Source organism: Kitasatospora sp. SC0581, assembly GCF_048159585.1.
Classification (GTDB): Bacteria; Actinomycetota; Actinomycetes; order Streptomycetales; family Streptomycetaceae; genus Kitasatospora.
The window spans coordinates 81,649-107,883 of record NZ_JBLRWA010000005.1 but is presented as its reverse complement, the minus strand read 5'-3'; the positions used below and the strand labels follow the sequence as shown (position 1 = coordinate 107,883).

17 protein-coding genes and 5 CRISPR repeat arrays are annotated in these 26,235 nt (G+C 72.7%); of the genes, 2 read left to right on the top strand and 15 right to left on the bottom strand.

The features are described 5' to 3' along the window. Positions 1 to 26: 26 nt before the first annotated feature. The 10 genes from ACLWS4_RS11505 to ACLWS4_RS11460 form a co-directional block, all read right to left on the bottom strand. A complete protein-coding gene (locus tag ACLWS4_RS11505; RefSeq protein WP_416874020.1) occupies positions 27 to 653 on the bottom strand; it encodes an HAD family hydrolase in 627 nt (208 codons plus the stop codon). A gap of 220 nt (positions 654 to 873) precedes the next feature. Then, positions 874 to 1,268: direct repeats of the CRISPR family, unit length 29 nt; unit sequence GGAGCCATCCCCGCGCGTGCGGGGCCGAC. A gap of 18 nt (positions 1,269 to 1,286) precedes the next feature. Next, positions 1,287 to 1,565 carry a type I-E CRISPR-associated endoribonuclease Cas2e gene (gene cas2e / locus ACLWS4_RS11500; RefSeq protein ID WP_117486717.1) on the bottom strand — a complete coding sequence of 93 codons (279 nt, stop codon included), beginning with the start codon at positions 1,563 to 1,565 and terminating at the stop codon, positions 1,287 to 1,289. Then, on the bottom strand, positions 1,562 to 2,584 hold the full coding sequence (gene cas1e / locus ACLWS4_RS11495) for a type I-E CRISPR-associated endonuclease Cas1e (RefSeq protein ID WP_074006006.1): 1,023 nt from the start codon (positions 2,582 to 2,584) through the stop codon (positions 1,562 to 1,564). The genes cas2e and cas1e overlap by 4 nt, the downstream gene beginning before the upstream one ends. A gap of 3 nt (positions 2,585 to 2,587) precedes the next feature. Then, positions 2,588 to 3,361, bottom strand: coding sequence for a type I-E CRISPR-associated protein Cas6/Cse3/CasE (gene cas6e / locus ACLWS4_RS11490; protein WP_416874019.1), 774 nt, complete (start codon positions 3,359 to 3,361; stop codon positions 2,588 to 2,590). A gap of 4 nt (positions 3,362 to 3,365) precedes the next feature. Next, positions 3,366 to 4,238: a type I-E CRISPR-associated protein Cas5/CasD gene (gene cas5e / locus ACLWS4_RS11485; RefSeq protein WP_416874018.1), complete on the bottom strand. Its 873-nt coding sequence runs from the start codon at positions 4,236 to 4,238 to the stop codon at positions 3,366 to 3,368. Next, positions 4,238 to 5,380: a type I-E CRISPR-associated protein Cas7/Cse4/CasC gene (gene cas7e, locus ACLWS4_RS11480; RefSeq protein ID WP_416874017.1), complete on the bottom strand. Its 1,143-nt coding sequence runs from the start codon at positions 5,378 to 5,380 to the stop codon at positions 4,238 to 4,240. Before cas7e ends, cas5e begins: the two co-directional genes overlap by 1 nt. A gap of 137 nt (positions 5,381 to 5,517) precedes the next feature. After that, a complete protein-coding gene (gene casB, locus ACLWS4_RS11475) occupies positions 5,518 to 6,120 on the bottom strand; it encodes a type I-E CRISPR-associated protein Cse2/CasB (RefSeq protein WP_416874016.1) in 603 nt (200 codons plus the stop codon). Continuing rightward, positions 6,110 to 7,840 carry a type I-E CRISPR-associated protein Cse1/CasA gene (casA, locus tag ACLWS4_RS11470; RefSeq protein ID WP_416874015.1) on the bottom strand — a complete coding sequence of 577 codons (1,731 nt, stop codon included), beginning with the start codon at positions 7,838 to 7,840 and terminating at the stop codon, positions 6,110 to 6,112. Before casA ends, casB begins: the two co-directional genes overlap by 11 nt. Positions 7,841 to 8,074: 234 nt before the next feature. Continuing rightward, a complete protein-coding gene (gene cas3, locus ACLWS4_RS11465; RefSeq protein WP_416874014.1) occupies positions 8,075 to 10,975 on the bottom strand; it encodes a CRISPR-associated helicase Cas3' in 2,901 nt (966 codons plus the stop codon). Between the two features lie 173 nt (positions 10,976 to 11,148). Further along, positions 11,149 to 12,823: a CRISPR direct-repeat array (repeat unit 28 nt; unit sequence GTCGGCCCCGCGCTCGCGGGGGTTGCTC). 93 nt (positions 12,824 to 12,916) lie between these two features. Then, a CRISPR array of direct repeats spans positions 12,917 to 13,312; the repeat unit is 28 nt; unit sequence GTCGGCCCCGCGCTCGCGGGGGTTGCTC. A 230-nt stretch (positions 13,313 to 13,542) separates the two neighbouring features. Then, positions 13,543 to 13,839, bottom strand: coding sequence for a hypothetical protein (locus ACLWS4_RS11460; RefSeq protein ID WP_416874013.1), 297 nt, complete (start codon positions 13,837 to 13,839; stop codon positions 13,543 to 13,545). A gap of 105 nt (positions 13,840 to 13,944) precedes the next feature. Between ACLWS4_RS11460 and ACLWS4_RS11455 the strand changes: the two genes are divergently transcribed. After that, on the top strand, positions 13,945 to 15,255 hold the full coding sequence (locus tag ACLWS4_RS11455; RefSeq protein ID WP_416874012.1) for a cytochrome P450 family protein: 1,311 nt from the start codon (positions 13,945 to 13,947) through the stop codon (positions 15,253 to 15,255). A 243-nt stretch (positions 15,256 to 15,498) separates the two neighbouring features. Next, positions 15,499 to 16,692, top strand: coding sequence for a cytochrome P450 family protein (locus tag ACLWS4_RS11450; protein WP_416874011.1), 1,194 nt, complete (start codon positions 15,499 to 15,501; stop codon positions 16,690 to 16,692). A gap of 64 nt (positions 16,693 to 16,756) precedes the next feature. On the opposite strand, the gene ACLWS4_RS11445 is transcribed toward ACLWS4_RS11450, so the two are convergent. From ACLWS4_RS11445 to ACLWS4_RS11425, 5 genes are all read right to left on the bottom strand, one after another. Next, the gene (locus tag ACLWS4_RS11445) at positions 16,757 to 17,044 is read right to left on the bottom strand and encodes a glycosyltransferase (RefSeq protein WP_416874010.1); all 288 of its coding nucleotides are present in this window, start codon (positions 17,042 to 17,044) and stop codon (positions 16,757 to 16,759) included. Positions 17,045 to 17,234: 190 nt separating this feature from the next. After that, a CRISPR array of direct repeats spans positions 17,235 to 19,092; the repeat unit is 28 nt; unit sequence GTCGGCCCCGCGCTCGCGGGGGTTGCTC. Positions 19,093 to 19,250: 158 nt separating this feature from the next. After that, positions 19,251 to 19,538 (bottom strand): glycosyltransferase, encoded by a 288-nt coding sequence (locus ACLWS4_RS11440; RefSeq protein WP_416874009.1) that lies wholly within the window; start codon positions 19,536 to 19,538, stop codon positions 19,251 to 19,253. Positions 19,539 to 19,729: 191 nt separating this feature from the next. Then, positions 19,730 to 20,978: a CRISPR direct-repeat array (repeat unit 28 nt; unit sequence GTCGGCCCCGCGCTCGCGGGGGTTGCTC). A 219-nt stretch (positions 20,979 to 21,197) separates the two neighbouring features. Further along, positions 21,198 to 22,337, bottom strand: coding sequence for a nucleotide disphospho-sugar-binding domain-containing protein (locus ACLWS4_RS11435; protein WP_416874008.1), 1,140 nt, complete (start codon positions 22,335 to 22,337; stop codon positions 21,198 to 21,200). 67 nt (positions 22,338 to 22,404) lie between these two features. Next, positions 22,405 to 23,760 (bottom strand): ATP-grasp domain-containing protein, encoded by a 1,356-nt coding sequence (locus ACLWS4_RS11430; RefSeq protein ID WP_416874007.1) that lies wholly within the window; start codon positions 23,758 to 23,760, stop codon positions 22,405 to 22,407. A gap of 131 nt (positions 23,761 to 23,891) precedes the next feature. After that, positions 23,892 to 25,943 (bottom strand): PEP/pyruvate-binding domain-containing protein, encoded by a 2,052-nt coding sequence (locus tag ACLWS4_RS11425; protein WP_416874006.1) that lies wholly within the window; start codon positions 25,941 to 25,943, stop codon positions 23,892 to 23,894. Between the last annotated feature and the right edge of the window lie 292 nt (positions 25,944 to 26,235).

Here is a 26,235-nt window from a genome sequence, read left to right as displayed (position 1 = left end):
GCGGGCACGCCGCCGAGGCGGTTCTGCTACTGGCCGATCAGCGCGTCGGCCAGCTCGGTCAGCGAGTTGACCGTCCAGTCCGCGGCAGGCGCACTGGTCGTGAGCCCGATCGGACCGCGGCGAAGGTGCGCGGTCCGAAGGCCGGCCGCCCGGGCCGGGGTGATGTCGTTCGCCGGGTGGTCACCGACGTACACGATCCCGTCAGGCTCACCGGGCGCCCACTCGGTCACCCGCTCGAAGAACTCCGGCGAGGGCTTGGAAACGCCCCACTCGGCTGAGGTGGCGATGGCATCCGCCGGCAGGTCAAGGCCGCGCAGCAGGTCCGACACCACCGAGTTCTGGTTACCCGCGATGCCCACCCACAGCCCAGCCTCGCGCAGTCGGGCCAGCGCCGGACGGACGTCCGCGTACAGGTCTGACTCGTCGAGATAGTCCCCCTGTCCGGCCGTCTGCCGGTCCCGCCACTCGGCGGCCACATCCACGCCCGGCCTGATGATCCGGATCGCGTCAGCGTTATCGCGGCCCTCGGCCAGCACGGAACCGACCAGCGCGGACATCGTGTGAGTGGGGACGCCGAGCCACCGGGCCCAGTCACCCCAGTACCTGGTGTCGCTGGTCAGGGTCTCGCCGATGTCGAACACCACGGAACGCATATCCGCAGCCTACCGACCCGTCCTCGCCGCCGGCGTGAAGTGCGGCTCGATCGCGCCCGGGATCCACGCTCGCGTCGAGGCGGGCAGGTCCTGCGCGACGATCGCCATGCGGCCGAGGTGCATGGCGAGGGATGGTGACAGATCGGTCATATCTCCCACAACTACAACAAACCGCCACCTCACGGCCTTTTCCGAAGGAGAGCCGAGAGGTGGCGCGATGTGAGCCACCCCCGCGTGTGCGGGGCCGATGTCGAGGCACGCGGCAGCGGCAGACGCGAGCGGGAGCCATCCCCGCGCGTGCGGGGCCGATCCGTCCTCCGTCCAGTCGAGGAACACGTAGCCGGAGCCATCCCCGCGCGTGCGGGGCCGATAGCTGGTCCCGCTCGCGCTCGGCCACCTTCTGCGAGCCATCCCCGCACGTGCGGGGCCGACCCACACGGGTAGTCACGTCGTCCACCCGCGAGGGAGCCATCCCCGCGCGTGCGGGGCCGACCCGTCACTCGAAGCGGGCCGCCAGCAGCATCAGGAGCCATCCCCGCGCGTGCGGGGCCGACCCGGCGGTGGCCAGCGTCTCCTTCGCCATCGCGGAGCCATCCCCGCGCGTGCGGGGCCGACACTTCTTGACCTGCGTGTTTATCTGCGGGAGCGGGCCGAGAGGATCAGTCCGTCGAAGTCGACAGGCTTCCAGCGGTCCTTGCCCGCCGTGCGGACGGTCCAGCCTTGTTCGTTGGTGGCGGGCTCTACGAGGACGGCTTGGCCGTCGCCGATGCGGGTGGCGAGGAGGTCCCAGAGGCGGTCGCGGATGCGGCGGCTGGGGGTGCCGACGAAGACGCCGGCGCTGACTTCGACCATCCAGCGGGTGAGGTGGCCGCGGAGGCCTTCGGGGGCGGCGATGAGGAGGATGACGGTCATGGGCTGCTCGTGTCCTGGGTGAACTCCGGGCCGATGATGGCCAGGTGGTCGTCGCCCATGCCCGGGTCGGAGGCGGCGGGGACCGGCGGGCCTTCGGTGCCGGACCAGTTGACGCCGCCTTGGACGGTGCCGACGCGTTCGTCCCAGAGTTCGTTGACCTCGACGTCGGGCATCTCGGTGCCCTCCGGGCTGAGGAGGGTCTTGACGTCGTTCACGATGCGGCCCAGCAGCTTGTCCTGGGCGATGCGGTCGCGCAGGCCGAGGCGGGCGTCGCGTTCCTCGGTGTGGCCCTGCTGGGCGAGGTCGAAGGCGAGGGGGATCGTGTACTCGGCCTTGTAGAGGTCGGCGATATCGAGGACGAACGAGGTGGCCAGTCCGGTGTGGACGAAGCCGAGTCCGGGGCTGGCGCCCAGGCCGGTGATGACCGCGTGGCAGATCCCGTAGAGCGCGGCGTTGGCCGCCGACAGGAGGCGGTTGAGGTCGTCGCCCGCGGCGTACGCGTCGCCGGCCTTGTAGACCCGTCCGTTCCAGGGGACGCCGGTTCGGCGGGCTTCGGCCTGGTAGAGCTTGCGGATGCGGGCGCCCTCGCGGCCGCGCAGTTGCTGCATGGTGGCGGTGCTGACGTCCTCGCCAGGGAACCGCATGCGGTACATGGTCCGTGCGACGGCCAGGCGTTCCTTCGTCCGACTCACCAGCCAGGCCTGCCGGTTGAGGAGGGCCGCGCCGCGGCTGGGGCCGAGGCCGGCGGCGTACATACGCACGCCCTGCTCGCCGACCCAGCACACGGTGGTGCCGGAGTCGGCGAGGAGGTTGACGGCGCCGTGGGTGATGCGGGTGCCCGGGCCGAGGAGCATGACGGCGACCATCGCCGCCGGGACGCGGACGGTCTCGCGCTTGTTGATGACGACGACGGCGTTCTCGTCGCGGTCGATGTGGCTGCGCTCGACGTAGACGCTGGAGACCCGGTCGGCGAGGCGGTGCAGGTCGTGGGGGTGGGCTTTCCACCAGATGTCGGCCATCGGTCAGCGGGCTCCGGCGGGCAGCGGCGCGAGGGTGAGCAGGCCGCAGCCGTAGGCCTTGGACGGGCCGATGCCGCCGAGGAGCGCCGTCTGCAGGAGGGCTGGGTCGCTGATGCGCAGGCGGCCTTCGAAGGTGGCGGTGGTGAGGGTGACGGCGGTGCGGGTGCCGGGTTTGGTGAAGCTGCTGCGGCTGCGGTCGGTGATCCGTACCTCACGGGCGGGCCGCGCGTCGGCGGGGGCGGCGGAGTCCGACGGTTCGAGGCCCGGTGCCGGGTGGTCGGTGCGGGCCTCGGGGACGGTGAAGCCCCAGCGCTCGGTGCGGTCCAGGAACCAGGCGAGCTGCTGGGCGGCGGTGCGGTGGGCCAAGCGGTAGGAGCGGTGGTGGAGTTCGGCGGCGCTCTTGGTGTGGTGAGCGCTGGGCTTCTCGGGCTTGGAGGTGTTCTGGACGGGGCTGGCCTTGAGGCGGAAGGCGAACTCGCGGCCGACGGCGAGCTGGCCGAGCAGCGGGCTGTAGTCGCGGATCGCGTAGTGCTCGCCGTCGGCGTCAGGCCATCCCGCTTGTTCGACGATGTGGGTCCAGTCCGGCTTGGAGGGGGTGAGGACCAGCAGCATCGGGCGGCGCGGGTGGTCGGCGTCCAGGCGCCACAGGATCCGGTCACCGGGTTCGGTGTCGGGGATGCCGGCCGTCACGGCGCCGTGCAGGGCGCGGGGGTTGGCGAGCAGGGTACGGCTGGCGGCGCGCAGCGGGTTGATGCGGACGCGGGAGAGGTAGGTCATCGGGTCACCAGCCCAGCAGGGCGAACGGGTCGTGGCCGGTGGTCGCAGCTGCGGCCGAGGCGGCGGCGGACGGTTGCGCGGTCGTGGTGGACGGGGCGAGGCCGGTGGGGACGGTAAGCCAGGCGTGGCGGATCCGTCGGGTGGAGAAGCCGCGTTCGCGGGGGTCGAAGGAGCGCGGGACATCCTGGAGGGTGTCGTCGCCCGACGGGTCGTCGAAGGTCGCGGCCAGGTCGATCCGGTGCGGCGAGAACGGCTCCGCGGCTCGCTCGGCCCGCCGCCGGTAGGCGCTCTTGGCCGCGTCGCCCGCCTGCCAGGGTTCGTCGGCGAGGACGTCCTCCAGGGTGCCGTCGCGCACGGCACCGAGGGCGAGCGGCTGGGTGGGCACGCAGGAGCGCCGGCCGAGGGCGAGTGGGAAGGCGGGGCGGCGGATCGCCTCGGCGAGCGTCTCGACGAGGGCGGCCGGGCCCTGGACGGCCGCGACGAACACCGCGTCCTGGAGGTAGTAGCGGTGGGTGACGTGGGTGTCCTTGGCCGGGGAGGTCGGCTTCTGCACGCCCTTGGCGTTCACCCCGGCCTGCGGCAGCGGCCGGCCCCGGTAGTCGCTGACGGTGTGGTAGTCGCGCAGCAGGGTGCCGGGCTGGTCGATGCGCACGCCCAGGCGCAGGCCGACCAGGTCGGTGATGTCCGCTTCGCGCGGGCGGCCCGCGGCGGCCGCGAGCAGGCCGACGACGCCGGACTTGGTCGGCTGGGGCCGGCTGTCGCGGCGGTTGAACGCGCTGCGGTCACCCCAGGACTGGAGCGGCCCGGCGAGGCGCAGCACGAGGACCGCCTGCGCCTCGTCCTTCGGGACCGTCGTGGGAGTGGGGTCGGCGGGCATCAGTTGTCGTTCACCCGCTCGATGAGCGCGGTGCGCAGGCCCTCGCGCAGCTCGGGGAAGGTGCGGTTCGCGCCGAAGGCCTCCGCCAGCTGCTGCCCGGTCTCGTCGGCGTCGGCGGTGCCGAGGGTGTGGCAGATGCCGACGTACAGCGGGGTGTCGCCCCACTGCTCGGTGGCGGTGGCGAACTCCCCCGCGAGGCGGCGCGCGGACTCCGCGACGATGCCCCGGCTCGCCGGGACCGGGTTCTCGTACGCGGAGACGAGGTTCACCGGCTGGTCGGCGCGCACGACGACGGCGACCAGGCTCGGACGGGTGCGGTGGGCGAAGGAGTTGCCGTAACCGGTCGGCATGGAACGGGCGAAGGAGTCGACGAACAGGTCGACGGCGTCGACGGTGGCCTTGTCGTCGCCGAGGTTCTCCCACAGCTGGTGCAGGCCGACGGTCGCGTAGCGGTAGAGCGTGGCCGAGTTGAAGCCGATGGTGCCGATCATCCCGGCGCCGGTCTCGTCGGCCGCGTTCTCGTCGTCGACCGCCGTGTAGTAGTCGAACTCGAGCTCGGCGGCGTGGGTCGAGATCGCGTGCGCGACCTGCGTCGCGGCGTCCACGTTCAGCCCCGGGATGTCCGCGACCATACGGCCGAAGAGCGCGACGTCGGCCGGGTGGCCCGTCTGCAGCTGCTCCTTGACCGGCAGGGCCTTGACCGCCTCGTCGAGGGCCTTGGCGTCGAGGGCGGCGAGGTCGGCGGCCGTGTCGGCGACCAGGGCGGCGATGGCGTCCAGCTGGCGGCGCCCGTAGAAGAGCAGGTAGGCGGTGTCGCCCTCCTTCTTGCCCGCGGAGATCCCGGTCGACTTGATCAGCGCGTCGGCGAGCCGCTGGGCGTCCTCGGCGGCGAGGCCGGTGCGCTCGGCGATGCCCTTGGCGAGCTGGGCGGCGATCCGCTTGGTGCGGGTGGCGAGGTCCTGCCGGTCGCGGCTCTCGGCGAAGTGGATGCGGGTCGCGCGCTTCCAGGCCTGGGAGGAGACGCGGGAGCGGCGCTTGCCGCCGAAGTAGGCCTCCTTCGGGTTGCCGTTGTCGTCTCGGTTGAGGTTCGCCGGCGGGACGGTCTGCAGGATGTGCACGTCGATGTAGAGGCGGTCGGTCATGCGCTGCTCCTCGAAGGGTGGTGGTCCGGGCGTAGGTCGGCGGGCGATTGGGCGGCGGGTGATTAGGCGGCGGGTGACCGGTCAGCGTGTGATCGGTCGGCGTGCGGTTGAGCGGCGTGCGATCGGCCGGCGGGCGATCAGTCGGCGGGCGCCTTGTCCTTCCAAGCCTGGTAGCCGACGGCCCACTTGAGGCGGACCTGCGGGCGCCGGTCGGTGTGGTGCCAGGCCTGGATGTCGGCCATCAGGTGGTCGTAGTCCAGCGGCTGTCCGACGGTGCGCAGCTGGGTGACCAGGCCGCGCAGGTGGACCAGCAGCGCGGAGACGCTGGTGGCACCGGCGAGTTGGGCGACGCGGGTGTCGAGCGCCTCCTCGCTGAACTTGCCGCTGCGGCGCAGCGCCCGCAGGGCCTCGCCGAGCTTGACGCCGCGGCGGTGCATCGGCCTGGACTGGCTCTGCTGGTGCAGGCCGTAGAGGGCGAGGGCGGCGTGCTCGGCCTTCTGCTCGTCGGAGACCTCGTCGCGCAGGGCGAGGACGTCGTTGACCTCGCAGCTGTAGAGCGGCCACATCTTGGGGCTGTCCATGACGGGGCGGCCCAGGCCGGAGCGCATGGCCGCGAGGTCCTCGCCGGGGGGCCGGCGCGGCTGCTTGGTGCGGGGGTCGAGACGCCAGGTGTGGTCGGGGGCGGTGTACTCGTCCCAGTACCGGCGCTGCTTGGCGGTGGTGGTGTGCTCAGTCGTCAAGGTCCGCTCCAGGGGCGGGATCGGGTTCGAGGGCGCGTCCGGTCCCGGCGGCGCGGGCGGCGGCCGCTTCCCGGACGGCGTCGGCGTACCGGGGAAGGATCTCGTCGAGCCGGTGCCGGAAGTTGGCGCCGGCGGTGCCGAGCTTGTAGGTCTGCGACTTGCCCGACGTGCCCGACGTGCCTGCCGGGGTGATGGTGCGGCCCGTGAAGGTGGTGGCCGGGGCGGCCAGCAGGAGTTCGTTCGCCGCGTCCCGTGCGCGGTGGTGGGCGACTTCCTCCCAGGCGAGCCTGCCCCGCTCCAGGACGTCGTCGTCGGCTCCGGCGTCGCGGACGCCGGCGAGCAGGCGGCGCACCAGGGGGTCGAGGGTGTGCAGGAGGAGGTCGCCGGGGCGCTGGCCCTTGTCCCAGGGGATGGGGTCGGCGCCGGCGGCCCGGCGCAGGTCGGCGGAGAGGTTGTTGACGGCCTTCGCGAGCTGCTCCGCCTGCTCGGCCACGTCCAGGAGGAGCTGGTGGGCCTCGCTGTCCTGGTGGAGGGCGAGCAGGGGCAGGGGGATGGCGTCGTGAATGACGTCCTCGACGATGGCGGACTGGGTGCCGTAGACCATGCCGAAGGTCTCGACCTGCAGCGGGTAGTCGGCGGGGAGCCGGCCGTCCTCCCGCAGGGCGCTGACCTCGTCGAGCAGAACGCTGGTCTCGAAGGCGCCGTCGGAGCTCTGGCGGGTGGGCGCGAGGAGGGCGTCCAGGCCGCGCCAGGCGGCCTTGCCCTGGGTGTGGCGGCGCGGCCTGCGCTCGGGCAGGGCGGCGGCGGCCTTCTTGGCGGGCGCGGTGAACGTCCAGGCCGTGTGCGGCTCTTGCTCGGACATCGGCGTGAGCCGGTCACCGGCGCTGACGACCACCCGCGCGACCCTCGGCCGACCGGTCTCGTCCTGGTGCGGGATGAGGCGGATCCGCCGCGCCTGCCACGTCCACAGGTCGAGGAGGCCCTCGGCTTTACGGGGCTTCCAGGCGGGTTCGTGCGGGCCGCGCATCCACTGCGGGACGCCGAGGACCTCGGGCGGGGTGACCGGGAGGTTCAGCAGGAGGGTCTCGTACAGGGTGCGCCCGGTGGGGACGATGACGCCGAGCTGGCCGAGCGGGCCGGTCGGGTTGCCCGTGGTCTTGCCCGCCTTGACCTGGTCGTCGCCGACGACGCCGGTCTTGATGGCGGCGGTGTCCCAGCAGTGGGCGTGCAGGAGCCAGTGGGCGGCCTGGGCCGGCGTCAGGTCGAGCGGGTCCGCGTCGCTGCGGTTGGCGAACAGCGGGACGTTGTTGCCGCTCGCCGCGGTCGCCACCAGGGCGGCGGAGCCCTTCGTCTCGTCCTTGGCGGTCCGCAGTCCGGCGACCTGCGCGAAGGGGGAGACCGGGTCGAAGAGGTCGAACTGCGCGCGGTGCTTGTCGAAGTGGGCCTGGAGCCTGTCCAGTTCGTCCTGTGTGAACCCGTCCTTCTGCGCGAGCCGGTCGCCCTTGTTCCGGAGGGTCACGGGTGCGCCAGTGGCGTGGGCGACGACGGGCAGCAGGACCTGGCGCAGGACGGCCGGCAGCTGGGTGGAGAACTCGACGACGAGGCACTCCAGTTCGTGGGCCCGGGCCAGGACCTCGGCGATCCCCAGCTTCACGGGAGGCCCGCCGCCGACGGGGCGCACCGCCAGCCACGGTTCATCGACAAGGTTGTACCCAGGCACGCGCTGAACTCCCAACTGGCTCTGTCTAGCTCGCCGCTGATTCATCGTGGCATCGGTGAAGGTGTGCTGTGGGGCGAATGCTTGAATTGCTCCTCGGCCCCGCAGGATCTTGTGCGCGGGGATGGCCCCTGGCTCTGTCTGCGAGCCGGTCCCGGCTGCAAGTAGGCCCCGCTTTCGCGGGGTTGGAGTCGTGTGGGCGGAGCGGCACTCTGCCTCTCCTGCCCACACGCCCCGCTACCGGTACGGTCTTCCTCCGCTCACCACGAGGCCGAGCAGGTCGTCGTAGCGCAGCCGGAAGTCGCCAATGACCGCGGCGCCGTGCTCGTCGAGCTCCAGGGCCAGGCTGTGGCGCAGCCATGGATGGTCCCGCCAGCCCGGCAGCGGACCGAGCGCCTGCTCGGCCGCTTCGGTCAGCCTGGTGGGAAGGCGTACCGTGCCGGAGAGCACGTCGTCCACCACCTCGGCCGCGACCTCGCCGTTCGGGCCGAGGCTGCGGCCCGTCACTGCACGGAAGTCGTCCTCCCCGAGGCGGCGCACCAGGACGACCTCCGCGCTCGGGTCGCCGTCCCGGACGAGCGCCTCGAACTGCCCCTCGGCCAGCCTGCCGAGGGCTCCGTAGTGCAGGCCCGCTAGCGTCTGGGCCCCGTGCTCACCGGCACGGGTCAGCAGGTACCCGGCAGCCTTCGCTCGACGCTCGGTCTGCCGTTCCTCCCACTCCTGCCAGCCCTGCGCCTCGGCCTCGGCCCAGGCCGCCGGGACGACCGGGTCCGTGCCGTAGACCCGGGCGACAAGGTCGGGCACCTGGCCAGGGATGCTCCACGCGCCTCCGTCGGACGTCGTCGCCCTTTCGACCTCGGCGGCCGTGCGCAGCAGGAGGTAGCGGCCGTAGATCCCCTCGGAGGCCCGCAGGATGTACGGCGCCCTGTCGTCGTCGAGGCCGATGCCGGTGACGACGACGGTGGGCCGGGACAGCGTGTGGGGGCGCTTGACGCCGTCGTGGCGGTGGAGGCGGCCGATGCGCTGGAGGAGCAGGTCCATGGGCGCGAGGTCGGTGATCAGCAGGTCGGCGTCGACGTCGAAGGACTGCTCCGCGAGTTGGGTGGCGACGACGATCAGCCTGCCGGGGCGCTCGGATCCTTCTCTCGGCGGGCCGAGGAGTTCCAGCACCTCCTGGGTGCGGTCGGCCCGGTGGCCTGCGTGCAGACGGGCGTGCAGGAGCCGCACGTCGGCGCCGTACTCCTTGTGGAGGGCGTCGAACGTGGCCTGGGCGCGGGCCACGGTGTTGCGGATGATCAGCACGCATCCGCCGTCGGTCAGCCGCTCCCGCAGGTAGTCGGTCACGGCGGCATCCGCCGGCCCGGCGCCGTCGTCCGCGGCCCGGGCATCCGTCTCCGCCGGCTGCTCGTGGAGCACTTCGACCCGTACCTGGAGATCGTGGCGCCACGACTCGGTGCTCTCCACGAGAACCTCCGGCTGCCCGTCCCGCCTCGGCCAGACCGCCGTCACGCTCGGATAGCCCTGCGGCCCGGGAAGCTCCGGCGCCGCCGGGGCCTCCGCGGACTGCGTGCCGGCCAGGTAGGCGGCGGCCAGATCACGCCGCTGCTCGGGCGGCAGAGTCGCCGAGAGCAGCACCACCGGCACGCCGGCCTGTCCGAGCCACCACAGGCCCTCCAGCAGGAACTGCGACATGTAGACGTCGGCGGCATGGACCTCGTCGAGGATCACGACCTTGCCCATCAGGCCGGCCGTACGCAGCATCACGTGCTTGGTGCGGGTCGCGGCGTACAGGAGCTGGTCGATGGTGCCGACCGCGAACGGGCTCAGCAGACCTCGGCGACGGCCCAGGAACCACTCGGCGGGGACCCTGCGCTCCCCGCCCTCGCAGCCGTCGAAGCAGTCGGCCGACATCCCGAACTCGTCTTCCCCCACGGACGAGTAGTAGGAGTCGGCGTCCTGCCCCCACTCACCGGTGCCCTCCAGCAGACGGCGCCACTCCGCGTTGACCATCCGCTTGCCGTGCAGCAGCGCGACCTGGTCCTCCAGGCCGTCACCGACCTCTCGCAGCCACGACCGGACCTGGGTGAACATCGGGTCCGCGGTCGCCTGGGTCGGCATACCCAGGAACACTCCGTCCGCGCCATGACGGGCGGCCATCAGCTCGGCCGCCGCCAGCGCCGCCTTCGTCTTCCCCTCCCCCATCGGAGCCTCGACGATCACCAGGCCCGGCCCGCCCATCCGGCGCACCACGTCGAGGACCAACTCCTGCGAAGGCCTGGGCCCGTGGCCGAAACGGTCCTGGAACGCCTCCGGACCAGGTACCGGCAGCGCTCCCCATCCACCGCGCAGGCCGAGCCGCGCCCACGCTGCCGCAGCCCGCTGCCGCGCCTGCGGCATCGTCACCCTCGCCAGATCCGACACGCCCGTGAAGTGCCGCTCGTCGCTGGCGATCCAGTCCGCCATCACCACGAAGCCGGCCAGCTGGAGATGCACCGCTCGGCTCGGCACCTCCAGAGGTTCGACGGCGGCAAGCGGCGCCTCGCCCTCGTAGCCGAGCTCCCGGGAGAAGACCTCCACCAGCGCCGACTGCGCGAGCTTCCAGGGCCGGCTGTTTCCCTGCAGCCTCTCGTTCCTCTTCGGCGGGCTCAGCTGCCCCAGTGTCGGGATCAGACCGTGGTGGCCGGCGACCAGCGGCCAGACCCAACCGACCTGCTCCTTCGACCACGTCGCTTCGGTGAGCAGCGCCCTCAACACGCGGGCACCGGCTTTGTCGTGCCGCCAGGACACCCCCTTCACCGCGTACTTGTCCCAGCTCAGGCCCGCCTGGCGGACCGCGGCCTCGCCAGCGGGGTCGAGGCACTGGAACACCGGGGTGGCCTTGCCGCAGTCATGGATCCCGCACAGCCAGGCGAACAGCCGTCGCCCCTTGCCCGGCCCGCCCGCGACGGCGTCCAGACGCCGCCGCGTCACCGGCGGCAGGTATCGGTCCCAGACGATCTCCGCCACGGCAGCGGTGTCCAGCATGTGCGACAACAGCAGGTTGGCCGTCCCTCCGGCCCGCCCGGCAGACTTGCCCCACAGGGCACCCAACCAGCCCTCTACCTCAGGCGGGTACCACTGCCAGCGGTCATCGACCATCGCCTCGACCTCCATGTCCGAGTACGCTTCGGAGCCTAGGTCGGGGCACTGACAATCCACCCTGGATTCACGAAGAGACAACGATCGGCGCATGAGGTCTGCTATGGGAAGCCAACCGAATCGAACTGAATCAACCGGCGCCAGTTGACGCAGATCACCGCAGGTCAGGAAGTGTCGGCCCCGCGCTCGCGGGGGTTGCTCCCGATGTCGTCGGCGGCGGACAGCGCCAGGCCGGTCGGCCCCGCGCTCGCGGGGGTTGCTCCGATCACGTGGTGCAGGTCGGCCCACTGAGTGCGTCGGCCCCGCGCTCGCGGGGGTTGCTCCGCTCTCGGCAGCCAAGTTCGAGTTGGTGGTCGGTCGGCCCCGCGCTCGCGGGGGTTGCTCCATCAGGTACGAGGGCCAGGGGGCGAGGATCCAGTCGGCCCCGCGCTCGCGGGGGTTGCTCCCCCGACGCCGTCCAGGCCGCCGGCGACAGCGCGTCGGCCCCGCGCTCGCGGGGGTTGCTCAGGCCCGCCCGTGCACGAGAACCCCGACGACGAGTCGGCCCCGCGCTCGCGGGGGTTGCTCCAGTGACCGCCCGCCGCCGCACCTTCACCATCGGTCGGCCCCGCGCTCGCGGGGGTTGCTCCGCCGACCGAGCCGCCGCCCGAGCCGCCCGCGGGTCGGCCCCGCGCTCGCGGGGGTTGCTCCGGCCAGTGGCTCGTCCACTACGACCCCACCGAGTCGGCCCCGCGCTCGCGGGGGTTGCTCCTGGGAGCCTCTCCCGCTACCCCGCCGCATCCAGTCGGCCCCGCGCTCGCGGGGGTTGCTCCAAGATCAAGGTCCAGGATGACGCGGTCCCGTTGTCGGCCCCGCGCTCGCGGGGGTTGCTCCAGCTCCGCACCGCCGAGAACGAACTGGCCAGCGTCGGCCCCGCGCTCGCGGGGGTTGCTCGAAGGTCCGCGACGCGCTCGGCTGCCGCAACGAGTCGGCCCCGCGCTCGCGGGGGTTGCTCCCCCGACGGGAGCAAGGAGACGGCGGGCCAGGCGTCGGCCCCGCGCTCGCGGGGGTTGCTCCGGCGTCAGCGACAACGCGACCGTGAACGGCCCGTCGGCCCCGCGCTCGCGGGGGTTGCTCCGGGACGCGGGCCGAGTCCATCGGCACGACGGTGTCGGCCCCGCGCTCGCGGGGGTTGCTCCGAGGGCTACATGTGCACCGGCTGCCACACCCTGTCGGCCCCGCGCTCGCGGGGGTTGCTCCCGCATCCGACAGGCGGTCGAGCAGCTGCGCACGTCGGCCCCGCGCTCGCGGGGGTTGCTCGCGACGGTGGAACGCTTCGACGGCGTCGAGCACGTCGGCCCCGCGCTCGCGGGGGTTGCTCCCTCTTGATGCACTGCTGGGCGGTGCGGTCCCCGTCGGCCCCGCGCTCGCGGGGGTTGCTCCCACATCATCCCCGGCATCGGCAAGCACCGGCTGTCGGCCCCGCGCTCGCGGGGGTTGCTCCACGGTCGCTGACCAAACGCGCCGAACGTGGGGGTCGGCCCCGCGCTCGCGGGGGTTGCTCCGGCCTGCCCGAGGCCTACCAGGGCCGCGCCCTGTCGGCCCCGCGCTCGCGGGGGTTGCTCTGAGGAACTCCGGGCGGCGATGCACGAACTCGGGTCGGCCCCGCACTCGCGGGGGCTGCTCCGAAGCCCGGTGAACCACGGCGACGGGCTGGATGTCGGCCCCGCGCTCGCGGGGGTTGCTCGGCGCGCGAGCCGCCGGCGCGCAGGGTTCGGTCGTCGGCCCCGCGCTCGCGGGGGTTGCTCGCGCAGCAGTTCGGCCGCCTGCTCCAAGTGCCCGTCGGCCCCGCGCTCGCGGGGGTTGCTCCCTCCCCTTCAGCAGCGTGCCGACCGCAGGTGAGTCGGCCCGCGCTCGCGGGGGGTTGCTCCGGTGCGGCCGGTGTGTTGCCGGGAGGCGGCAGGTCGGCCCCGCGCTCGCGGGGTTTGCTCCTGCGCCAGGCCAGCTCGAAGCGCGGCAAGGCCGCCGGCCCCGCGCCCGCGGGGGTTGCTCCAAGGGCTGCAGGAACGTCGCGTACACCTGGGAGTCGGCCCCGCGCCCGCGGGGGTTGCTCCCATCAGGCAGGTGCCACCCATCGGGTGATCTCGTCGGCCCCGCGCTCGCGGGGGTTACTCCCCGTTGGACTCCGGCCCCCTTTGCGGTCGCCTGTCGGCCCCGCGCTCGCGGGGGTTGCTCCGGGAGCTGACCGATGGCCAAGGTATCGCTGACGTCGGCCCCGCGCTCGTGGGGGTTGCTCTCTGCTCGGGACTCCCGTGGACAACGCCGCGGGGGTCGGCCCCGCGCTCGCGGGGGTTGCTCCTCCAGGACCGGGTACGGCTGTTGGAAGGCCGGGCCAGCCCCGCGCTCGCGGGGGGTTGCTCCCCGGGACCGTCACCCACATGTGGGCGCCGATCGTCGGCCCCGCGCTCGCGGGGATTGCCGCCTTGCCTGACAGACCATCTAAGGAAGGAGCCCCCGCAGGCTTGAGGATCGCAGACCAGCCTCTCGAAGGCTTACTGGGCGAGAGAGCGCATTGACGACCGGCGACATCAACGCGGAGGGGTTTCCGTGCGGGGCCGTGCGGCAGCCCGGTGGGCGAGGGTGGCGAGGTGCGACGCCACGGCGATCGGGCTAGGCATCGCTGCGATTTCGGTGCTGAGCTCGCGAGTGGCGCGGGTCAGGGCGTCGTCGGTGAGGAGGCGGTAGAGCAGGGCCGGGATGACCTCCTCGGCGATCGCGCTGAGGTCGGTGGTGGCGTAGGTGCGTTGCGGCCGACGGCCCCGGTCCGTCGTGGCGGTGGGGGACTTCGTCCGGACTCCGCGGCGGGCTTCGGCGTGCGCGGGCAAGGCGGTGTCCAGGCGTCACGCCTGCGGGGGACGAGGCCGTGACCGATCCCGGCGGGTAGGAGTTGCAGGGGGCATGAGCAGTGCGTTCACAGAGTGGGGTGCGTCATGACCACCAGCCCGGCGAATCCGCGCGAGGTTTCCGACGGTGACTCCCCCGCGCCCGGCCAACCGGAGTTCTCCGCCTGCCCGTTGATCTTCGATCCGCAGTGCCCGGAGCTGCCCGAGGACGTGCTCGGCGGGCTGCGGGAGCAGGCGCCCGTCGTGCGGATCACCCTGCCCGGCGGGCTGCCGGCGTGGATGATCACCCGGTTCGACGACGTCCGGGCCGGGCTCGGGGACCCGCGGCTGGTGCAGTCCCCGCTCTCTGTGCCGGGGTTCACCGGCGAGGACCCCCGCATGGCGCAGATCCGGTGGCTCGGCCTGCCCGAGCGGATGAACCAGTACCTGCTGCGCGCCCTGCTGGACCTCGACGCACCCGACCACACCCGGCTGCGCAAGGCGGTCGCACCGCACTTCACCGCGCGCCGGATCCACGCGTTGCGGCCCCGGGTGGAGCAGATCACCGACCGGCTCCTGAGCGAGCTGCCCGGACGGACGGCCGCCGACGGCAGCGTCGACTTCATCGAGGAGGTCGCATTCCCCCTCTCGATCACGGTGATCTGCGAGATGGTGGGCATTCCCGAGCAGGACCGCCCGCTGTGGCGCCGTTGGGCGGACGACCTCAACGGCCTGGACACCGACCTCGTCCGCGACTCCGCGCCCGCCCTCGTGGACCACGTGCTCGCGCTGATCGAGGAGCGTCGGCGCACCCCCGGCGACGACCTCATCAGCGCGATGGTGACGCCCTCCCCGGACGGTGAACCTCCCCTCCCGGAACGGGACATCGTCACGATGACGATGCTGGTGACCAACGTCGGCTACGAGAACACCGCCTACTTCCTCGCCAACGGCCTCGCCGCCCTGCTCGCCCACCCCGACCAGCTGGACCTGCTGCGCGACGACCCCGCCCTGCTCCCCTTGGCCGTGACGGAGCTGCTGCGCTGGGGCGGCTCCGTCCCGGCGACCCGGCCGCGCTTCGCCGCTCAGGACATCGACCTGCACGGCACCCGCATCCGGGCCGGCGAGGCCGTCGTCCTCTCGCTCCTCGGTGCCAACCGCGACCGCCGGTACCACCCCGACGCCGACCGGTTCGACATCACCCGCGACCAGGACGCACAGGACGACCACGTCGCCCTCGGCCACGGCGCCCACTTCTGCCTCGGCGCCGCCCTCGTCCGCCTGGAGACGCAGGTCGTGCTCGGCGCACTGACCGCCCGGTTCCCCGGCCTCCGGCTGGCCGTCGCCCCGGACCGGCTGGAACGCGTCCACGTGCCGGGCGTGGGCCGCCGACTCACCCGCCTCCCGCTTCACCTGTGAGCGGCCGGCGGGCCCGGGCCCTGGACGTCCTTCGCCTCCCGGGACCCCTCCGCCGCAGAGATGTCCGACCGCCTCAGACAGGCCCGACCGGTGCCCGAGGCACCGGGCCGCCCCGGAAAGGGACGACGCACGATGCCGAACGACCAGGCGGTAGCACCGCCGGCACCCGTACCAACGCCGGTACCTGCACCCGCACCCGTACTCGCCGAGCACGCCGGCGGATGTCCGGTCCGCGAGAGCCGGATGCCCGACGGGTCCATGGGCTGGGTGGCGTCCGGCTTCGCCGAGGTACGCGACGTCCTCACCGACCCCCGCCTGACCAGCGCACCCTCCACCCTCGCCGCCGACGGCTCCCCCGACCCGCGCATCGCCGGCCTGACCGCGCTCGGGCTACCGCCGGAGACGCACCACTACTTCCTCAACGCCATCGTCGACTTGGACCCCCCGCGCCACACCCGCCTGCGCCGGCTGGTGTCCCGCGAGTTCACCGCCCGCCGCATCCAGCTCCTCGCCCCGTCGATCGAGCTGATCACCGACCGGCTGCTCGACGAACTACCCGACCACCGTGACGAGTCCGGCGTCGTCGACCTCGTCGAGCACTTCGCCTACCCGCTGCCGGTCGCCGTCATCTGCGAACTGGTCGGCGTCCCGGAGCCCGACCGGCACCTCTGGTCCGACTGGAGCCGGAACCTGACGGCTGGCCACACCGAACGGCTGCGGACGGCAACACCCGCCCTGGTCCGGTACGTCCGGGAACTGATCGACCGCCGCCGCGCGGAGCCCGGCAACGACCTCATCAGCGGGATGCTCCAGGCGCGAGACGACAGCGCGGACGGCGGCCCGGACAGCGGCCCGGACGGCGGCCCCTCCAACGCGGCGATGAGCGAGGACGAGATGGTCAGCATGACCCTCATCCTCGTCCTCGCCGGCCACGAGACCACCGCCCACCTGATCGCCAACGGCACCCTGGCCCTGCTCACCCACCCCGACCAGCTCACCCTGCTGCGCCGGGACCGCACGCTGCTGCCGCACGCCGTCGAGGAACTGCTGCGCTGGTGCGGCCCGGTGCCCTCCGCACGCCTGCGGTACGCCGACCGCGACCTCGTCCTGCGGGGCGTGCACATCCGCAGGGGCGAGGCCGTCCACCCCCACCTCGACGCCGCCAACCTCGACCTGCGGCACCACGACCGCGCCGAGCGGCTCGACCTGACCCGGAAGCGGGCCGCCCAGGCCGACCACCACCTCTCCTTCGGGTACGGCATCCACTTCTGCCTGGGCGCGGCGCTGGCCAGGCTGGAAGCGGCCATCGCCTTCGGGCGGCTCCTCGACCGCTACCCCGGACTGTCACTCGCGGCGGACCCCGGCACCCTGATCCCCGGCGGCCGCCCGGTCGGCTGGGAGCTGAACCACCTGCCGCTGCACCTGGAGCAGGTCTGACGGACCGTCCGGTAACGGGCAGTGGCCCCCGGATCGGTCGGCGCCCGGTGCCGGGCGAGGTGGCTCAGGGAGTGGGGCGGGCGACGGTGGTGAGGTACTCCGCCACGGCGGTCGGACTGGGCATCGCCGCGATCTCGGTGCTGACCTCGCGGGCGGCGCGGGTCAGGGCGTCGTCGGTGAGGAGGCGGTGGAGCAGGGCCGGGGTGATCTCCTCGACGGTCGCGCTGAGGCCGGCTCCACGCTGGTGGACGGCGGCCGCGGCGATGAAGCGGTCGGAGCCGTCGGGCAGGACCAGCTGGGGGATGCCCGCGTCGAGGGCGCCGAGGACGGTGCTGCTGCCGCCGGGTACCACTGCCAGCGGTCATCGACCATGCCTCGACCTCCATGTCCGAGTACGCTTCGGAGCGTAGATCGAGGCACTGACAATCCACCCTGGATTCACAAAGACAACGAGCGGCGCATGAGGTCTGCTCTGGGAAACCAACCGAATCGAACTGAATCAATCAGCGCCTGTTGACGCAGATCACCGCAGGTCAGGAAGTGTCGGCCCCGCGCTCGCGGGGGTTGCTCCACCCAGCAGCCCACCCAGACGACCACCAACGGGTCGGCCCCGCGCTCGCGGGGGTTGCTCTTCCTCGACTTTCCCGCCGGTGACGCCGACGACGTCGGCCCCGCGCTCGCGGGGGTTGCTCCCGGCTGGCCGGTCATGTGGGCCATCTGGGCCGGTCGGCCCCGCGCTCGCGGGGGTTGCTCCCGACCTCGATTGTTGTAATCGGCGCGCGAAAAGTCGGCCCCGCGCTCGCGGGGGTTGCTCCTCCGTGCCCAGGCCGCCATCCTGCAGGAGCTCGTCGGCCCCGCGCTCGCGGGGGTTGCTCCGGCGGCGGCTGGCGGTGCCGTTGAGGGTGGCGGTCGGCCCCGCGCTCGCGGGGGTTGCTCCCATGAACATGTGCCTGGGTATCTCTGATACACGTCGGCCCCGCGCTCGCGGGGGTTGCTCTTCCGGAAGATCGGGCTTGACGGCCAGACGGCCGTCGGCCCCGCGCTCGCGGGGGTTGCTCCAGGCCAGCCGCTTCAACCTTCGGAAAAGGCGGGTCGGCCCCGCGCTCGCGGAGGTTGCTCGGCCCGGGCGGCGGCGACGGCTTCGAGCTGCTGGTCGGCCCCGCGCTCGCGGGGGTTGCTCCCCGCGAGAAGGGGTGCACGACCAGATCGCCAAGTCGGCCCCGCGCTCGCGGGGGTTGCTCCCCGGGCGGCGCGTCTCGCCGCCCCGGCGCTGGGTCGGCCCCGCGCTCGCGGGGGTTGCTCTCCGATCTACCGCCAGGACGGGACCGTGGTCCCGTCGGCCCCGCGCTCGCGGGGGTTGCTCCATGGCGCCCTTCCAGCTCCTCACCCGAATCGGGTCGGCCCCGCGCTCGCGGGGGTTGCTCCACCCTCACCCACCCGACGTACAGGCCGAGGAGGTCGGCCCCGCGCTCGCGGGGGTTGCTCCGGGATGACCGAGGAGTGGCGGGAGCCGGCCAGGTCGGCCCCGCGCTCGCGGGGGTTGCTCCCGGGCGAGGCTGGCGCAGTGGGCGGGCACGCAGTCGGCCCCGCGCTCGCGGGGGTTGCTCCCAGGCCGGGGCGGGCGGGCAGGCGTCCAGGTAGTCGGCCCCGCGCTCGCGGGGGTTGCTCCCAGGGCAAGCCGGTCCCTGACCGGGTCCGTAAGTCGGCCCCGCGCTCGCGGGGGTTGCTCCTGGGCGGTGGAGTTCACGTTGTCGACGCCGTAGTCGGCCCCGCGCTCGCGGGGGTTGCTCGGGCAGAGCATGTCAAGTACAACGCCACGTACCGTCGGCCCCGCGCTCGCGGGGGTTGCTCCAGGCCGCACTTCTCCCACCGGCGCGGCACGGAGTCGGCCCCGCGCTCGCGGGGGTTGCTCCTGAGCACGAGGAACAGCACGAACAGGGAGATGGTCGGCCCCGCGCTCGCGGGGGTTGCTCCGCGCCGACAGCCCTGCGCTGGAAGGGCGCCGCGTCGGCCCCGCGCTCGCGGGGGTTGCTCTGCAGCGCACAGTGGACGAGGCCCTCGGTGGTCGTCGGCCCCGCGCTCGCGGGGGTTGCTCCGGCGCCATGGTCCTGCGCACCCGCTCGGCAGAGTCGGCCCCGCGCTCGCGGGGGTTGCTCCGCTTCTGGGGCTCGTAGAGTGCCTCCTGGCGCGTCGGCCCCGCGCTCGCGGGGGTTGCTCCCCCAGCTGCCGATGAGAACGATGGCCGCGGCAGTCGGCCCCGCGCTCGCAGGGGTTGCTCCGTTGAGTCCCAGGCGAGTTCGAACTTCTGGGTGTCGGCCCCGCGCTCGCGGGGGTTACTCCAGCGCGGTGCCGTCCTTCCACTGCCCGCTGGTGCCGGACCCGCGCTCGCGGGGGTTGCTCCCCTACCTGGTAGGCCCACGCAGAAGGGAGCCCCCGGCGCGTACCGGGGGGCTCTCAATGTGGCGTCTCAGTGCTGACCGAGTGGGCCCCTGTCGCACGGCGGCCAACTGGCGTGGAGATCTCGGGGCAGGCTCTCGGGAGTTGCCTGGCTGGGTGGCTCAGGGGGTGGGGCGGGCGACGGTGGTGAGGTGCTCCGCCACGGTGGTCGGACTGGGCATCGCCGCGATTTCGGTGCTGACCTCGCGGGCGGCGCGGGTCAGGGTGTCGTCGGTGAGGAGACGGTGGAGCAGGGCCGAGGTGATCTCCTCGGCGGTCGCACTGAGGCCGGCTCCACGCTGGTGCGCGGCCGCCGCGGTGATGAAGCGGTCGGAGCCGTCGGGCAGGACCAGTAGAGGGATGCCCGCATCGAGTGTGCCAAGGGTGGTGCTGCTGCCGCCTGGTACCACTGCCAGCGGTCATCGACCATGCCTCGACCTCCATGTCCGAGTACGCTTCGGGGCGTAGATCGAGGCACTGACAATCCACCCTGGATTCACAAATAGACAACGATCGGCGCATGAGGTCTGCTATGGGAAGCCAACCGAATCGAACTGAATCAACCGGCGCCAGTTGACGCAGATCACCGCAGGTCAGGAAGTGTCGGCCCCGCGCTCGCGGGGATTGCTCCTCCTGACGCACGTACGCCCGCGTGCCACCGGGGTCGGCCCCGCGCTCGCGGGGATTGCTCCCCCTGGTCAGGGCCTAGACCACCCACTCTGACGTCGGCCCCGCGCTCGCGGGGATTGCTCTGGGGAGTCGCCCGCGCCACCGCGGCGAAGGCCGTCGGCCCCGCGCTCGCGGGGATTGCTCCGCTCTCGGCAGCCAAGTTCGAGTTGGTGGTCGGTCGGCCCCGCGCTCGCGGGGATTGCTCCGGGCGTTGTACGACCCGGCGGCGGCGGTGCGGGTCGGCCCCGCGCTCGCGGGGATTGCTCTCCCATGGGCTACATGCTCTGCTTCGTCTTCCTGTCGGCCCCGCGCTCGCGGGGATTGCTCCCTGCTGCGGCCGCGCTGGTCGTCGTGGTCGTCGTCGGCCCCGCGCTCGCGGGGATTGCTCGGTTCTTGGGCGTCAGGACCCACTCGGTGGGCTGTCGGCCCCGCGCTCGCGGGGATTGCTCCCCATGTGTACGGGGATGTTGAAAACGTGTTGAATCGGCCCCGCGCTCGCGGGGATTGCTCCCACGCGGTTCGCCGGCCGTCAGCCTTGGCGGTATCGGCCCCGCGCTCGCGGGGGTTGCTCCTCCCTCGCGTTCGGCGCCAGCTTGGCCAGCGCGTCGGCCCCGCGCTCGCGGGGGTTGCTCCCCGCTCCCGATCGATCAGCCCAGCTGACGATCGTCGGCCCCGCGCTCGCGGGGGTTGCTCCGGGCTGCCGACCTCCCGTCCACCGGGTAGCACGTCGGCCCCGCGCTCGCGGGGGTTGCTCCGGCATGCAGGGGAGCGTGGTGCTCTCGGCATCGTCGGCCCCGCGCTCGCGGGGGTTGCTCGACGTCCTCGGCGAGACGATCTGGTCGAAGCAGGTCGGCCCCGCGCTCGCGGAGGTTGCTCCTGCTGCTGGAGCTGGGTGAGCTTGGCCTCGGCGTCGGCCCCGCGCTCGCGGGAGTTGCTCCGCCATGCTGAACACCGGTGCCCGGCCGGTGCTGTCGGCCCCGCGCTCGCGGGGGTTGCTCCGGGTCCGGGAGGGGCTCAACGTCCGGCTTGTCGTCGGCCCCGCGCTCGCGGGGGTTGCTCCCTGCGTACGGTGTCGGCGATCCCGGGCGCCGCGTCGGCCCCGCGCTCGCGGGGGTTGCTCCAGAGCAGGCGGATGGGCGAGTTCGGCAACTTCGTCGGCCCCGCGCTCGCGGGGGTTGTTCCCCCAGTTCCCAGTCCGCAGCGCCGTACAGCAGGTCGGCCCCGCGCTGCGGGGGTTGCTCCCCTGCATGGTAGGCCCACGCAGAAGGGAGCCCCCCGGCGCGTGCCGGGGGGCTCTCATTGTGGCGTCTCGGTGCTGACCGAGTGGGCCCCTGTGGCACGGCGGCCAACTGGCGTGGAGATCTCGGGGCAGGCTCTCGGGAGTTGCCTGGCTGGGTGGCTCAGGGGGTGGGGCGGGCGAGGGTGGTGAGGTGCTCCGCCACGGTGGTCGGGCTGGGCATCGCCGCGATTTCGGTGCTGACCTCGCGGGCGGCGCGGGTCAGGGTGTCGTCGGTGAGGAGGCGGTGGAGCAGGGCCGGGGTGATCTCCTCGGCGGTCGCGCTGCGGCCGGCTCCGCGCTGGTGGACGGCGGCCGCGGTGATGAAGCGGTCGGAGCCGTCGGGCAGGACCAGCTGGGGGATGCCCGCGTCGAGTGCGCCGAGGGCCGTGCTGCTGCCGCCGTGGTGGATGGCGGCGGCGCAGGTCGACAGCAGGGCCTGCCAGGGGACCCAGCCGTACGGGCGGACGTTGTCCGGCAGGCTGCCGAGCGTGCCGAGGTCGAGGTCGCCGGTGGCGAGGACGAATTCGGCGTCGATGTCGGCGGCTGCCGCGATGACGCGCTCGATCCTGGTGAGGCCGTCGGTCTTGGGCGGGACGGTGCCCAGCGTCACCGCGATGCGCGGGCGGTGGGAGGGTGCGGCCAGCTGGGCGGGGAGTTCGCCTTCGCCGTTGTAGGCGACGGGCCGCATCGAGGTGCCGTACCGCTCGTCGCCGGCCATGCTGGGCGGCGCGAGGTCGATGGTGTCCGCCGGGTCGGGCAGCCGGTCGATTCCGTGACGGGCGAAGGTGTCCGCCATTTCGGCGAGCATCAGCGCGCGCAGCTTCGGGGTGCGGGCGAATCCGAGGTCGTGCTGGACGGCGGGCACGCCGAGGCGGGTCGCCGCGAGCAGGGCCACCGGGAACTGGTACTCGTACACCACCAGGTCCGGCCGCCACTGCGCGGCGAGTTCGACCGTCTCGTCGGCGACCCGGCTGTTGACGTGGGCGGCCAGTGGGACGAAGGCCTCGCGGTCGGCCGAGTTGCTCTCGACCACCCGCCGCATCAGGTCGGGCCGCCGGGTGCGGCCGGCCTCCCTGATCTCCTTGCGCCAGTCGACCCCGGGCGCGATGGGCAGGTACGGCAGCCCGGACGCGGCGACCCCTTCGCCGCCGTCCATCGAGGCCACCGCGACCTCGTGGCCGAGCTCGCGCATCGCCCTGGCCAGTGGGACCAGCGGGAACAGGTGGCCCAGGCCGGGTGCGCCGGCGAACAGTACACGCATGATGGAACCTCGGGGAGAAAGAGAAAGAGAAAGAGGGAGACGGAGGAGATGGGAGGAGGACGGGGGGTCAGGAGGCGGCCCGGTGCAGGGCGGCTTCCATGCCGTTCAGCACGGCGTTGCAGTCGTGCTGCAGGGTTTTGGCGTCGACGGCGCTGAGCAGGTAGACCCCCAGCCAGTTGCGCGAGCCGGCGGACGGGTCGAAGGCGGGGACGGGACGGCCGGCGGGCATCACGAAGGCGGGGACGGCTTCGATGGTGCTGCCCGGGGAGAGCAGGCTCTGCCAGTCGACGGCCTGCGGGTTCCAGAGCGGGGTGCTCTGCCAGGGCACGCCCGAGGCGTCGGCCGGGACGACGGCCAGTGACGCGGCGGCCCGGGTGCCGGTGGTGGGCATGGCCTCGGGGTAGTCGACGCGCTCGCCGAGCAGTTGGCGGACCAGCATGCCGATCGGGTCGAGTCCGAAGACCTCGTGGACCTGCCTGGTGGTGAGCAGGCCGCCGAACCTGGCCGCGGTCTCGATGACGACCAGTTCGCCGTCCTTCATCAGCTTCAGCTCGGTGTGGGTGCCGCAGTTCTCCAGCCCGAGCGCGTCGACGGCCTGTCGGGAGACCTCCTCGATCCGGCGCTGGACCGGCACCGTCATGACGGAGGGCGAGGTGCTGGCGACCTCGACGAAGGACGGTACGGTCGGCAGCTTGGCGGTGAGGGCCAGGGGGCGGTAGACGCCGTCCGCGACGATCCCCTCCACGCTGACGTAGTCGCCGTAGCCGGGCTCCTTGTACCAGCCCTCGGTGGAGCCCTGGGCGATCTCCTCGACGAGGCGGTCGTGGTCGGTGTCGGCGGCGTACAGCTCGTTCATGCCGACCCGGCTGCCGGCCTGGAGTCCGCGCTCGATCTCGGCCCACGCCGGGGCGGCGTCCTCGGGCTTGTCCAGCACGATCTGGGCGACCGACCCGGCGCCCCAGGCCGGCTTGAGCAGCAGCGGGGGTGTGAACTCGGCCAGCGCGGTGTCCAGGTCGGCGAGGCTGTCGACCCGGCGGAACGCGGGTATCGGGACCCCGGCGGCGGCCCAGGCCTCGCGCATCAGCCGCTTGTCCCTGGCGCGGACGATCCCCTCGCCGGGGCCGGCCAGGTTGAGGCGGATCGCGGCCTGGGCGACGGCCAGGACCGCGAACTCGGAGAGGGTCAGCACCGCGTCGGCCCCGATGGCCTTCGCGTACTCCACGATCAGCTCGACCAGGTCGTCCCCGCGCGGCGCCTCGGGCACCAGCTCGATGCTGGTGCAGCTGGGCCGCCACACGTCCTCCCCGGACGCGGGCAGCGGTGCCAGTGCGAGGACGTGCAGCTCCCCGCAGGCGGCGATGCGCGGGAAGGCGTACTCCAGCGGGGCGCCGCCCTTGACGTAGACGTACAGAATCCGGTTCAACGTACTTGCTCCTGAGAGAAGTTCACTCGTGGGCGGCCGCGGGAAAGGGCGCGGAGGGGCACACGGGCGCGCTCGTGCGCGGGCCCGTGCGGTGTTCCGGCGACATCAGCCGACGGTGTCGGCCGGCCACGTCAGCCGGCGGTGCGGAAGGGGCGCAGCTGCAGCAGGCTGATCTGGTCGCCCTCGATCGCCCACTCGATGTCGACCGGGGTTGCGTACGTCTCGTCGGGCGAGAAGTGCGACTGCAACAGCCTGCTGATCAGGGCCAGTCGGCGTACGAGGTCCTTGGTCCCGGCGTCCAGGTCGGTGCCGGCGGTGCCGAGCGAGACGGTGCGGCTGCCGCCTTCCATGGTGTTGCACAGGTACTGGAGCGGGGCGCCCCGGCCGGAGACCACGTCGGTCACGGAGCGCGGCGAGATGTTGAGGTAGACGTTGCGGAAGTCCTGCGGGCTCAGCGGGTTGCAGGTGACCAGGACGCCGCCGACGGTGGCTCCGACCTGTTCCTGGACGATCACGGCCATCCGGCAGTGGTCCAGGGGGATGCCCGCCTGGCGGCGCAGCAGGACCGCGCGGGGTGAGAACAGCGAGGCCCAGACCTCGCGGACCGCGTCGAGGACGGCGTCCGTGCCGCTGGCGTCGGCCACCGATTCGTAGAGTCCGGCGGCGGAGAAGCCGGCCAGGTCCTCGGCGTTGGAGGAGCTGCGGACGACCTGGACGTGGGCGCCGTACAGGTGCCGGTCGATCGCCCGGTCGATCTCGGTGCGGATCGGGTCGGGCAGCGGGGTGTCGCGGATCAGCCGCTGGGCTTCGAGGCAGAGTTCCTCGATGCGTTCCTCGATCCGCGTCCCCTCGTGGAGCGAAGTCCCGTCCCGGAGGGCGGAGTCCAGCCGGTCGACGGCGGTGCGGAGTTCCGCCGAGGAGTCGAGGAAGCGCTGCTGGAGGGAGAACGGCAGCACGATGCCGCGCGGCACGTGGGCGTACTCCTTCACCAGGAGTTGCGCGGCAGCGTCCAGTTCGGTCCTGTCCGCGTCCTCCGGGGCGCCGAGTTGCCGGGCGAGGTAGCGGAGCAGGTTGTCCCGGGGCGGCCGGGGCACGCTGTAGAAGCCGAGCCAGCGCGGTGAGCCGTGCTGGAGCAGGTGGGTGAGTTCGCCGAGGTTGGCGGCCTTGGTGCCGAACCGGACGTGGTCCCCTTCGCGCAGTGCGGACAGCGGGGTGACCGGTGTGGGCGTGAGGTCGGGCAGGTCCACGGCGACGCGGTCGGTCGGCGGGGTCGGCGGGGCTTCCTCGCGGTCGCCGGGCCGGGCGGCTTCGAGGAGGAGGTCTCCGCCGTCGGCTTCGACGCGGTAGTGCACCCAACATCGGTCGCGCAGCCCGGCGCGGTCGATGCGCTCGGCGGCTTCGACGCCGACGGCGTTGGGGATGCGCCATCCGGCGGCCATCACGTTGATGTGGGAGAGCGGTGTGGTGTGCTCGGTGTGGATGATTCCGGAGACCCGGGGGATGTCCTCGGGCACCCGGGGCATCACCACGATGTCGTGCCACTCCAGCGGCTCGGGGTCGGCCCGGTACTCGTCCTCCGAGCCGAACACGCGCAGCCGTCCGTGGGCGGTCCCGGCGTTCAGCGGTACGTAGGAGGCCGCGGAGTAGAGCTCGTGGGACAGGACGCGCGGTATCTCGGTCTCCGGTATGCGGGCGAGGTAGCCCTCCTGCTCGTGGCCGGCCGGCTTGAGGACCAGCGGCAGCGAGGGGTCGATGTGCTCGCGCACCCGGTGGTAGAAGAACCGGAGCATGTCCTGGGACATGGTGTCGACGTCGACGGTTTCCAGGGACAGGAAGGTGTCGGCCTCGTGGCCGTTTTCCGCGGCGCGGCGGGTGTGGCGGGCGAGGGTGCCGAGATAGAAGCGACGGTCGGGATTCCGGTACACGTCGTCATTGAACGAATCGAGTCCGCGCGCCAGTTCGTCGATCGACATGCCGAGGATCTCGCACGCGATGTAGCGGACGTGGAGGGTGCCGTCGGCGCTGTCGATGAAGTGGAGCACCGACTCGTCGCGGTCGAGCACGACTTTCACATAGGGATAGCCCCCGACCTGGCCGGCGAGCTCGGAGAACTCCTCCAGGGTGAGCTTTTCGCCGGCGAGGCGGGGCCGCGTGGTCGCGTCGTTGCGATCCGAACGGGTCATGCGCACAGTTCAGCCATTCTTCGTCGTGTACACGATCAGTACACCTGGTGCAGAAGGGTCGGTACGACGGCGCCCACATTGCCATTCGATTTCAATGTTTGACGAATGGTCATGTCACATCAGGCCATCATGGAACGATCCGGCCACGGGAATCCGATAGGGGAATCCGCCCCGCCGCATCAAGCTGTGGTAAAGGTCACAACAAGGGGCGACCGGTGCTTGGTGAGCGATCGAGCATTTCCGGAATCATTGATTCCTGTACGACCTCAGGAGGGCGCGCGCACTCCTCGCG

Excerpts from the sequence above, each read along its gene's own strand:
- cas7e (WP_416874017.1), bottom strand. The coding sequence starts at position 5,380 with ATGACCGACCGCCTCTACATCGACGTGCACATCCTGCAGACCGTCCCG.
- ACLWS4_RS11505 (WP_416874020.1), bottom strand. The coding sequence starts at position 653 with ATGCGTTCCGTGGTGTTCGACATCGGCGAGACCCTGACCAGCGACACC.
- ACLWS4_RS11450 (WP_416874011.1), top strand. The coding sequence starts at position 15,499 with ATGCCCGACGGGTCCATGGGCTGGGTGGCGTCCGGCTTCGCCGAGGTA.
- ACLWS4_RS11425 (WP_416874006.1), bottom strand. The coding sequence starts at position 25,943 with ATGACCCGTTCGGATCGCAACGACGCGACCACGCGGCCCCGCCTCGCC.
- cas2e (WP_117486717.1), bottom strand. The coding sequence starts at position 1,565 with ATGACCGTCATCCTCCTCATCGCCGCCCCCGAAGGCCTCCGCGGCCAC.
- ACLWS4_RS11435 (WP_416874008.1), bottom strand. The coding sequence starts at position 22,337 with ATGCGTGTACTGTTCGCCGGCGCACCCGGCCTGGGCCACCTGTTCCCG.
- cas6e (WP_416874019.1), bottom strand. The coding sequence starts at position 3,361 with ATGACCTACCTCTCCCGCGTCCGCATCAACCCGCTGCGCGCCGCCAGC.
- cas5e (WP_416874018.1), bottom strand. The coding sequence starts at position 4,238 with ATGCCCGCCGACCCCACTCCCACGACGGTCCCGAAGGACGAGGCGCAG.
- cas3 (WP_416874014.1), bottom strand. The coding sequence starts at position 10,975 with ATGGTCGATGACCGCTGGCAGTGGTACCCGCCTGAGGTAGAGGGCTGG.
- ACLWS4_RS11455 (WP_416874012.1), top strand. The coding sequence starts at position 13,945 with ATGACCACCAGCCCGGCGAATCCGCGCGAGGTTTCCGACGGTGACTCC.
- cas1e (WP_074006006.1), bottom strand. The coding sequence starts at position 2,584 with ATGGCCGACATCTGGTGGAAAGCCCACCCCCACGACCTGCACCGCCTC.